Origin of the sequence: Enterococcus alcedinis, from assembly GCF_014635985.1 — a bacterium.
GTDB classification, from domain to species: Bacteria; Bacillota; Bacilli; order Lactobacillales; family Enterococcaceae; genus Enterococcus_I; species Enterococcus_I alcedinis.
Genome location: NZ_BMDT01000024.1, coordinates 1 through 1,390, shown reverse-complemented (window position 1 = coordinate 1,390; position 1,390 = coordinate 1). Strand labels below are relative to the sequence as shown.

Annotated in this window: 1 rRNA gene; it reads right to left on the bottom strand. The window is 48.5% G+C overall.

What is annotated here, in order from left to right:
* Positions 1-1,390, bottom strand: a 23S ribosomal RNA gene (locus tag IEV09_RS12640); the annotation flags it as partial.

Below are 1,390 nucleotides of genomic sequence, written 5' to 3'. Positions count from 1 at the left end.
TCTCCTCGACTACCTGTGTCGGTTTACGGTACGGGTCGTTGTTTTCTAACTAGAAGCTTTTCTTGGCAGTGTGACATCAGGAACTTCGGTACTTAAATTTCCCTCCCCATCACAACTTGTCCGTATAAGTGAAAGCATTTGACTCTCACTAAGACTTGTTGCTTGGACAGACATTTCCAATCGTCTGCATTCCTTAGCCTCCTGCGTCCCTCCATTGTTCAAACAAAAACAACGAGTACAGGAATATCAACCTGTTGTCCATCGCCTACGCCTATCGGCCTCAGCTTAGGTCCCGACTAACCCAGGGCGGACGAGCCTTCCCCTGGAAACCTTAGTCATACGGTGGACAGGATTCTCACCTGTCTTTCGCTACTCATACCGGCATTCTCACTTCTAAGCGCTCCAGCAGTCCTCACGGTCTACCTTCGACGCCCTTAGAACGCTCTCCTACCAATGTACATAAGTACATTCCACAGCTTCGGTATTATGTTTAGCCCCGGTAAATTTTCGGCGCAGGGTCACTCGACTAGTGAGCTATTACGCACTCTTTAAATGATGGCTGCTTCTGAGCCAACATCCTAGTTGTCTGTGCAACCCCACATCCTTTTCCACTTAACATAAATTTTGGGACCTTAGCTGGTGGTCTGGGCTGTTTCCCTTTCGACTATGGATCTTATCACTCACAGTCTGACTGCCAGATATAAATGAATGGCATTCGGAGTTTATCTGAATTCGGTAACCCTAGATGGGCCCCTAGTCCAAACAGTGCTCTACCTCCATCATTCTTAAAATCTGACGCTAGCCCTAAAGCTATTTCGGAGAGAACCAGCTATCTCCAAGTTCGTTTGGAATTTCTCCGCTACCCACACCTCATCCCCGCACTTTTCAACGTACGTGGGTTCGGTCCTCCAGTGCGTTTTACCGCACCTTCAACCTGGACATGGGTAGATCACTTGGTTTCGGGTCTACGACCACCTACTCAATCGCCCTATTCAGACTCGCTTTCGCTACGGCTCCGTCTCATCGACTTAACCTCGCAGATAATCGTAACTCGCCGGTTCATTCTACAAAAGGCACGCTATCACCCATTAACGGGCTTTAACTTGTTGTAGGCACATGGTTTCAGGATCTATTTCACTCCCCTTCCGGGGTGCTTTTCACCTTTCCCTCACGGTACTGGTTCACTATCGGTCACTAGAGAGTATTTAGCCTTGGGAGATGGTCCTCCCGGATTCCGACGGAATTCCTCGTGTTCCGCCGTACTCAGGATCCTCCTAGGTGTCTTCCAAATTTCGTCTACGGGGTTTTTACCCTCTTTGACTGACTTTTCCAAGTCATTCGACTATCTGAAAAGACTACCACAACGGAGTCCTACAACCCCAACAAGCAA